Origin of the sequence: Lysobacter antibioticus HS124, assembly GCF_000336385.2 — a bacterium.
Taxonomy (GTDB): Bacteria; Pseudomonadota; Gammaproteobacteria; order Xanthomonadales; family Xanthomonadaceae; genus Lysobacter; species Lysobacter firmicutimachus.
On sequence record NZ_HG424485.1, the window covers coordinates 1672 to 10319 of the forward strand.

Genomic DNA, 8648 nt, shown 5'->3' on the forward strand with positions numbered 1-8648 from the left:
CGGTGCGCCGATGGCGCTCGCGCCGGCCGCGCCGCAAGCGCCGGTCGCCACGCTGTGGGTCGCGCTGAGCCTGCTCTGGCTGAGCGGTGCGTTGGCGATGGCGTTGCGTGCATGGCGGCAGCAACACCGGTTCGAGCGGCGCCTGGGCCGGCTGCATCCGCGCGCCGACGGCAGCATGCAGGCGCAGACCGATTACGGCCTGCCCGCCGCGATGGGCCTGTTGCGGCCGAAAGTGGTCCTGCCGCGGGACTTCGAATGCCGCTACGACACCCGCCAGCGCCGGCTCATCGCCCTGCACGAAAGGATTCACATCGCCCGCGGCGATCTGTACGCCAATGCCGCGGTGCTGTCGTTGTCGTGCCTGTACTGGTTCAACCCGTTGTCGCACTACGCCGCGCGCGCTTTCCGCAGCGACCAGGAACTGGCCTGCGACCAACGCGTGCTGCGCCGCCTTCCCACGGCGCGGCGCAGCTACGGCGAGGCCTTGCTCAAAGCCGGCTTGCGCGGCGGGCCGTCGCCGTTGGCCTGCACGTGGTCCTCTTCGCATCCGCTCAAGGAACGTATCGCCATGCTCAATCGCACCGCTCCCTCCGCTTCCCGCCTGCGCCTGGGCGCCGCCGTCCTGATCGCGCTCGCCGCCGTCACCGGCTTCGGCGCCTGGGCGGCGCAGCCCGCCTCGGCGCCGGCCGAACGCCGTTTCGATCTGAACACCGCGCAGATGAGCCAACGCCAGTACGCCGCGCATGTCGCCGAACTGGCCGGCCTGCGCATCGACAATCCGGAGATCCTCAGCGATGCGGTCGCGGTGCGCGAGGCGCGCCTGAGCCAGATCGATGCGGGCATGGCCTTCGCCCTGTTGCAGATGCAAACCGGCCTGACCGCGAAAATCGACGGCGACCGCGTGCGCTTCGCCGCCGGCGAGCGCCCGCAGGCGCCCGGCGCGCAGTCGGTGATGTTCTACCGCAAGGGCGCGCAGCGCTGATCTCCCGCCCGCGGCGGCCGCGGTGTCTGCGCGGTCGCCGGATCGATGGGTTCCCGCGCCCGAGCGCGCGCTTTGCCGAAGGAGTTGGAGGATGGGCCGTCACGACTGGAGCGCCGCGCTGATCGAAACGACGCTGGCGATGAGCGCCGCCCTGGCGCTGGTCCTGCTGCTGCGCGCGCCGTTGCGTCGCGGCTTCGGCGCAGGAGTGGCCTACGCGGCCTGGCTGATCGTGCCTGCGTCGATGCTGGCGGTGTTGCTGCCGTCCTGGCCGCCCCGCGACGCGGGCGTGCTGTCCATGGCGATGCAGCCGGTTGCGCTCTATGCCGAGCGCATGCAGGCGGCGGCCGTGGTCCAGGAGTCTTGGAGGGGGCTGGGCACGGTCTGGGCACTGGGCGCGGCGGTGATGGCGCTGCTGCTGCTCTGGCGGCAGTGGCGCTTCGTGCGCGGCCTGGGCGCGCTGCGTCGCCGCGCCGACGGCCTGCACGAGGCCCGTACCGATTGCGGCCTGCCGGCGGCGTTCGGCCTGTGGCGGCCGAGGATCGTGGTGCCGCGCGATTTCGAACGGCGCTACAGCGCCGTCGAGCGAAGCCTGGTGCGCGCCCACGAACGCAGCCACATCGTCCGCGGCGACCTGCACCTCAACGCCTTCGTCGCCCTGCTGTCCTGCCTGTACTGGTTCAACCCGCTGTTGCATTACGCCGTCGGCCGCTTCCGCGCCGATCAGGAATTCGCCTGCGATGCGCGCGTGTTGCGTCGATACCCCGGTGCGCGGCGCTACTACGCCGAAGCGATGCTGAAGAGCGCGTTGCGCGTCGGCGCCGCACCGCTGACGTGTTCGTGGGCGTCCACCCATCCGATCACGGAGCGAATCGCCATGCTCAGACATCCTTTGCCCGGTGCGGTCCGGGCGCGCATCGGCGCGGTCGCGTTGGCCGCGCTCGGCGGCGCGACCGCGTTCGCCGCCTGGGCGACCCAACCGACGCTAGCGCCCCAGGAGCGGCTGATCACCATGAGCATCGAACGGCCGGTCAGCCAGCGCGGCTTCGCCTTGCGGGTCGCGACCGAGGCCGGATTGCGCCTGGAGAACCCCGAAGCGTTGGACGATACCCGCCGGATGCTGACGTTCGATCTGCAGCGCGTCAGCGCCAAAACCGCATTCCAGCTGATCGAGGCCGAATTCGGCTTGGCCGCGCAGTTCCGCGGCGAAGCGGTGCGGCTGGTGCCGGGCGTCAAGCGCCGCGCGCCGCCGGCGGCGAACGCCCGGCGATGATCCGCGCGACGGGCTGCGGCGCCGGCCTCAGCCGATGCGGTGGGTCTCCTCGGCGATGCGCCGCACTTCCTCGGGGTAATGGCTGACGTAGATCATCGGCAGCGCGGTCTCGTCGCGGACCCGTTGCAGGTAGGGCAGCAATTCGTCGCGGCGGTCCATGTCGAGCATCGACAGCGGTTCGTCGAGCAGCAGGATGCGCGGCTGCGACAACAGCGCGCGGCCCAGCGCGACGCGCTGGGTCTCGCCGCCGGACAGGCCGGCGGTGCCGCGGCCGAGCAGGGCCCCGATGCCGAGCAGTTCGACGATGGCGTCGAACTCGAAGCGGGTTTCGCGGCGCGCCTCCCCGCGCCAGCCGTAGAGCAGGTTGTGGCGCACGTCCAGATGCGGGAACAGGCGCGCGTCCTGGAACACGTAACCGATCCGGCGCCGGTGCGCCGGCAGGTCGATGCGCGCGGCGCTGTCGAACAGGCACTGGCCGGCGATCTCGATGCGCCCGCGCGCCGGCCGCAGCAGGCCGGCGATGGCGTGCAGCAGCGAGGTCTTGCCGGCGCCGGATTCGCCGATCACGGCGATCACCCGGCGGTCGCTGCGGATCTCGATGCGGCGCGCGAAACCGCCGCGGCGCAGTTCCAGGTCGAGCAGGAAGGTCGTCGCGTTCATCGCTGCGCGCTCGCGCGCTGGCGCTGCACCAGCCATTCCGAGGCCAGCACCGCGGCGAACGAGATCGCCACCGCGACCGCGGCCAGGCGCAGCACGCCGGCCTCGGCGTCGGGCACCTGCATCAGGCCGTAGATCGCCGAGGACAGGGTCTGGGTTTCGCCGGGAATGTTCGACACGAAAGTGATGGTCGCGCCGAACTCGCCCAGCGCCTTGGCGAAGGACAGCACCGCGCCGGCCAGCAGGCCGGGCCAGGCCAGCGGCAGGGTCACGCCGAAAAACACTCGCCAGCGGTTCGCACCCAGGGTCGCGGCGGCCTGTTCCAGGCGCGGGTCGACCGCTTCGATCGACAGCCGGATCGCCCGCACCAGCAGGGGGAAGCCCATGATCGCGCTGGCCAGCGCGGCGCCGGTCCAGCGGAAGGCGAAGCCGATGCCCCATTGCTCGTGCAGCCAACGGCCGAGCGGCCCCTGCGAGCCGAGCAGGACCAGCAGCGCATAGCCGGTCACCACCGGCGGCAACACCAGCGGCAGGTGCAGCACGGTGTCGAGCAGCAGCTTGCCGGGAAAGCGCACGCGCGCCAGCAACCAGCCCAGGCCGATGCCGAACGGCAAGCTGGCCAGGGTCGCGACCGTGGCGATCTTGAGGCTGAGCCAGATCGCGGTCAGTTCGGCGTCGCTGAACTCCATCGCAGTGCGGCTACTTCAATACGGCCAGGCCGTGGCGGCGGAAGATCGTGGCCGCGGCGGGCGTGCCCAGCCAGCGCACGAACGCGGCCGCGCCCGGGTTCTTGCTCGAGACCAGCCGCGCCACCGGATAGACGATCGGCGGATGGCTGTCGGCGGGAAACGTCGCCAATACCCGCACCTTCGGTTCGGCGCGCGCATCGCTGGCGTAGACCACGCCCAGCGGCGCTTCGCCGCGCGCGACCAGCATCAGCGCGGCGCGCACGTTCTCGGCTTCGGCCACGCGCGGTTGCAGCGCGGCCCAGACGCCGTAACGGACGAAGGCGGCGCGGGCGTACTTGCCGGCCGGCACGCTCGCGGTCAGGGCCAGGGCCAGGCGGCCGTCGCCGAGCAGCGGCTTGAGATCCACCCCGGGCTTGAGCGCCACCGCGGGCGCGCGGCTGGCTTGCGGCGCGATCAGCACCAACCGGTTGCCGAGCAGGTTGCGCCGGCTGGGGACGTCGATCAGGCCGCGCTCTTGCAGATAGTCCATCCACTCCAGGTCGGCCGAGACGAAGGCATCGGCCGGCGCGCCCTGTTCGATCTGGCGCGCCAGCGCAGAGCTGGCCGCGTAGGACACCCGCACCGGCGCGCCGCCGCTGCGCCGGAACGCGGCGGCGGCTTCGTCCAGCGACTCTTTGAGGCTGGCGGCGGCGAATACCGTGACCGGGGCGGCATCGTGGCGCGATTGCGCGGCGAGCGGACCGGCGAGCAGGCCGGCGACGCACAAGGCGCCGAGCAAGCGGCGGAACGGGCGGAGCATGGCGCGAAGCCTCGGCGTGTGGGGTAGGGCGAGAGTAGCGCGAAGCGCCGCCGCCGTGCCTGCGCTCAGGGCGCGTCGATGGTCCGGATCGATTCGGCCTGGCGCACCCACCGCGCCGGACGCGATCCGGCCGGCGCGATCGGCCGCCGGAGAGCGTCCTCCGCGCCGATGGGCGATCGCGTCAGAGGCGGTCGAGCGGCAGTTTCAGATAGCGCTGGCCGTCGGCGTCCGGCTCGGGCAGGGCGCCGCCGCGCAGGTTGACCTGCAGCGCCGGCAGGATCAGCGCCGGCACCGCCAGGGTCGCGTCGCGCGCCTGGCGCAGGGCCACGAACTCGGCCTCGCCGGTATCGGCGCGCACATGCGCGTTGCTGCGCTTCTGTTCGCCGATGGTGGTTTCGCAGGCCGGTTCGCGGTCGGGCTGGCCGTAGTCGTGGCAGACGAACACGCGGGTGGCGTCGGGCAGGGCGTACAGGCGTTGGATCGAGCGGTACAACTGGGCCGCGTCGCCGCCGGGGAAATCGCAGCGCGCGGTGCCGCTGTCGGGCAGGAACAGCGAGTCGCCCACGAACAAGGCATCGCCGATCAGATAGGCCAGACTGTCGCGGGTGTGGCCGGGCACCGGAATCGCCTGCGCCGGCAGGCCGCCGATGCGGAAGCGTTCGTCGTCGTCGAACAGGCGGTCGAAGGCCGGCGCCGGGTCGTGCGCCGGCAGGCCGAACAGCGGCGCGAAGTGGCGCCGCACCTGCTCGATGCCGCGGCCGATCGCCAACTGCGGCGCGCCGCCGGCGGTGCGCAGGCGCTCGCGCAGCGCGTGCGCAGCGCTGAGGTGGTCGGCGTGGGCGTGGGTTTCCAGCAGCCACTCGATCCGCCAACCGCGCTGCGCGGCCGCATCGAGCAAGCGTTGCGCGGAATCGAGCGCGGTGCGCGCGGATGCCGCCTGGTAGTCCAGCACCGGGTCGACGATCGCCGCCGCGCCGCTATCGGCGTCGGCGACCAGGTAGGACCAGGTGCCGGTGTCTCGATGGTGGAAGGGCAGAACCTGCGGCGTCATGCCGGTCTCCTGCGACGAGGGGCTACCGCGAAGGATACGGCGCCCGCAGGGCGCCGCGGCCCTGGTTCAGCGCTTGGGCGCGAGCGCGGCATTGAGCACCGCGGCCAGGCGCGCGCCGCCGAGCCGCAGCTGCTGCTCGGCGACCGGCCGCCAGGTCGCGACATAGGCCGGGGCGAGGGTATGGCTGGGCGGGTACAGGCCCGGTCGCTCGGCGATCCGGCACGATTGCCGGGCCCAGTCCGCAGCCGCCGGCGGCACGCCGGTCGCCTTCGCCGCCGGCACCGGGCTGCGCCGCAACTTGGCCAGATAAGCCGCGTCGTCGAGCCGGGCCATCGTCAACATGCGGCTGTCCCACAGCGAATGCAGGTTGGTGCCGTAGCCGTCGGCGGGCTCGGGCTCGCCGTCGATATGGATCTGGAAATCGTTGCCGCCCTTGTCGTCGGCATAGCCGGCATGCAGCGGCTGGTGCACGTCGCCGACCAGGTGGACCACGAACTTCAGCGCCTGCCGGCGTTCTGCGCGGCTGCGGCCGGGGTCGGCGAGGATCGCGGTCTGAGTGCGGATCGCCTCGATCGCGCAGTCGCCGTTGGGGCAATGCCGGGCCGGCTCGTAGCCGCAATCGTCGCCGGCCGTGCGTTCGGCCAGGTTGACGTAATGCCACTTGGCGCTGAGCTTGCCGAGCTTGGGGTCGTTGGCCCGCAGTTCGTCGGCCCAGTTGGCGATGCCGGGCAGGCTCGGGTCGGCTTCGCCGGCGAGCAACTGCAGCGCCTCGGCGCGGGCCTGCGGGGTCATGCCGTCCCAGGCCAGGGCGGCGACCAGGCGATGGCCTTGCGGACCCCAGGCCAGGCTCTGCGCCGGCAGGGTCAGCAACAGCGCGGCGCAGGCCAGCGGGCGCAGCGCGCGCGCGGCCAGGGAAGACGGACGTGAGCGGTGACCGGATGCGTTCATCGGACGCACTTTAGCCGAGCCGGCCGGGCTGCGACTGTCCGAACATGGCGGTGCGCGGCGTCGCTCGCGGTCGCCGCGCGACGGCCGCGCCGCGGGCGCGGCGGCGGCCGGAACGACGGGCCGAAGCCCGCCGCGGATCAGAACTTCATCACGTAGGCCAGGCCGTACACGGTCGGGTCGATGTCGGCCTTGCCGATCTTCTCGCCTTCCAGCTCGACGTCGCTGCGGATGTCCATCCAGCGCGCATCGACGCGGATCGCGCTGCGCTCGCTGAGGATGAAGTCGATGCCGGCGTGGGCGGCGACGCCGACCGAGTCTTCCAGGCGCAGGTCCAGCCCGTCCAGCGCGCCGGTGGTCTTCTCGCTGAAGAAGGTCGTGTAGTTGATGCCGACGCCGACGAAGGGCGAGACGGTGCCGCGGCTGTTCCAGTGGTACTGCAGCGAGAAGGTCGGCGGCAGGTGCTTGGTCTCGCCGACCTTGCCCACGCCCTTGACCGCGATGTCGTGCTTGAACGGCGTCGCGGCCAGCACCTCGATGCCGAGGTTCTCGCGGATGAAGTATTCGAAAGTGAAGGTCGGCTGGACGTTGTCGTCGATTTCCAACTGGGCCGCGCCGTTGAGGACGGTGCCGTTGTTGGACTTCGGGTTGACCTGGTGGACGCCGATGCCGACGGTGAAGTTGCCGGCTTGCTGGGCCAGGGCCGGCTGGGCCGCGCAGGCGAGGGCTGCGGCGAGGGCGCCGCCGATCAGACGATGGTTCATTCCTTGAGTCCCCTGGGTGGTCGGAAAGGCCGGATTGTAATCATGCTGAACGGGGCTTGCGCCACTGCGCACTCTAAAGAGGGGCGGCAAAATCAAACTTTGACCCCGATCCCAGTCCTTTCCGGCCCCCTTGCCGCCCGTCCGGCCCCCGGGCCCGGGAACCGTCGGGTGCCGGTCCTGCGGGCCGGGGGCGGGGCTTGTTAGAATGGCGGTTTCCCCAAACGACCCGCCCCGGGGCGGCCGCAGGAGTACCTCAATGACGATCAAGGTAGGCATCAACGGCTTCGGCCGCATCGGGCGCAATGTCCTGCGCGCGGCCGTGCAGAACTTCGGCAACGAGATCGAAATCGTCGCCATCAACGATCTGCTCGAGCCGGACTACCTGGCTTACATGCTGCAGTACGACTCGGTCCACGGCCGCTTCAAGGGCACGGTCGCGGTCGAAGGCAACACCCTGATCGTCAACGGCAAGAAGATCCGTCTGACCCAGGAACGCGACCCGGCCAACCTGAAGTGGGACGAGGTCGGCGCCGAGGTGGTGATCGAGTCCACCGGTCTGTTCCTGGACAAGGCCACCGCGCAGAAGCATCTCGATGCGGGCGCCAAGAAGGTGGTGCTGTCGGCGCCGTCGAAGGACGACACGCCGATGTTCGTCTACGGCGTCAACGACAAGACCTACAAGGGCGAAGCGATCGTCTCCAACGCCTCGTGCACCACCAACTGCCTGGCCCCGCTGGCCAAGGTGCTGAACGACAAGTGGGGCATCAAGCGCGGCCTGATGACCACCGTGCACGCCGCCACCGCCACCCAGAAGACCGTCGACGGCCCGTCCAACAAGGACTGGCGCGGCGGCCGCGGCATCCTGGAGAACATCATCCCGTCCAGCACCGGCGCGGCCAAGGCGGTCGGCGTGGTGATTCCGGAACTCAACAAGAAGCTCACCGGCATGTCGTTCCGCGTGCCGACCTCGGACGTGTCGGTGGTCGACCTGACCGTCGAGCTGACCAAGGAAGCCACCTACGCCGAGATCTGCGCCGAGATGAAGGCGCAGTCGGAAGGCGCGCTGAAGGGCGTGCTGGGCTACACCGAAGACAAGGTCGTGGCGACCGACTTCCGCGGCGACGCGCGCACCTCGATCTTCGACGCCGAGGCCGGCATCGCCCTGGACGGCACCTTCGTCAAGCTGGTCAGCTGGTACGACAACGAGTGGGGCTACTCGAACAAGTGCCTGGAAATGGTCAAGGTCGTCGCCGCCAAGTAAGCGGCGGTCGCCGGCGCCCCCGGCGTAGGCAACGATCCGGAAGAGCCCCGCATCCGCGGGGCTTTTTCTTTTGCCCCTGTAGGAGCGGCGTAAGCCGCGACCGCGCTGCTGCGATCTCGCGCCGTTTGCCGTTCGAAGGCTTCGAAAGCTTCAAAGCTTTAAAGCTTCAAAGCTCTAAAGCAAAGCTTCCGTCCGCAAGCGGCCGGGTCACTTTCTTTGTCCAAGGCGAC

9 protein-coding genes are annotated in these 8648 nt (G+C 70.8%); 3 read left to right on the plus strand and 6 right to left on the minus strand.

Annotated elements, in window-relative coordinates:
• Together TX83_RS09110 and TX83_RS09115 are read left to right on the plus strand one after the other, a co-directional pair.
• Window positions 1-982 (plus strand): M56 family metallopeptidase (locus tag TX83_RS09110; RefSeq protein WP_222423744.1); only part of this gene is annotated, 982 nt, incomplete at its 5' end.
• A gap of 91 nt (window positions 983-1073) precedes the next feature.
• The gene (locus tag TX83_RS09115) at window positions 1074-2252 is read left to right on the plus strand and encodes a M56 family metallopeptidase (RefSeq protein WP_064747635.1); all 1179 of its coding nucleotides are present in this window, start codon (window positions 1074-1076) and stop codon (window positions 2250-2252) included.
• A 27-nt stretch (window positions 2253-2279) separates the two neighbouring features.
• Here the strand turns inward: TX83_RS09115 and TX83_RS09120 are convergent, their stop codons facing one another.
• The 6 genes from TX83_RS09120 to TX83_RS09145 form a co-directional block, all read right to left on the minus strand.
• A complete protein-coding gene (locus TX83_RS09120; RefSeq protein ID WP_064747636.1) occupies window positions 2280-2912 on the minus strand; it encodes an ATP-binding cassette domain-containing protein in 633 nt (210 codons plus the stop codon).
• Entirely contained in the window at window positions 2909-3598 is a 690-nt protein-coding gene (modB, locus tag TX83_RS09125; RefSeq protein ID WP_064747637.1) for a molybdate ABC transporter permease subunit, read from the minus strand. The genes TX83_RS09120 and modB overlap by 4 nt, the downstream gene beginning before the upstream one ends.
• A gap of 10 nt (window positions 3599-3608) precedes the next feature.
• The gene (gene modA / locus TX83_RS09130; protein WP_064747638.1) at window positions 3609-4397 is read right to left on the minus strand and encodes a molybdate ABC transporter substrate-binding protein; all 789 of its coding nucleotides are present in this window, start codon (window positions 4395-4397) and stop codon (window positions 3609-3611) included.
• Window positions 4398-4578: 181 nt separating this feature from the next.
• Window positions 4579-5448, minus strand: a complete 870-nt coding sequence (locus tag TX83_RS09135; RefSeq protein ID WP_064747639.1) for an MBL fold metallo-hydrolase — start codon at window positions 5446-5448, stop codon at window positions 4579-4581.
• Between the two features lie 66 nt (window positions 5449-5514).
• Window positions 5515-6396, minus strand: coding sequence for a S1/P1 nuclease (locus tag TX83_RS09140; RefSeq protein ID WP_079248139.1), 882 nt, complete (start codon window positions 6394-6396; stop codon window positions 5515-5517).
• Between the two features lie 137 nt (window positions 6397-6533).
• Entirely contained in the window at window positions 6534-7157 is a 624-nt protein-coding gene (locus TX83_RS09145; protein WP_064747640.1) for an OmpW/AlkL family protein, read from the minus strand.
• A gap of 256 nt (window positions 7158-7413) precedes the next feature.
• Between TX83_RS09145 and gap the strand changes: the two genes are divergently transcribed.
• Complete coding sequence (gap, locus tag TX83_RS09150; RefSeq protein ID WP_064747641.1) at window positions 7414-8418, plus strand: type I glyceraldehyde-3-phosphate dehydrogenase; 1005 nt, start codon at window positions 7414-7416, stop codon at window positions 8416-8418.
• Window positions 8419-8648 lie beyond the last annotated feature (230 nt).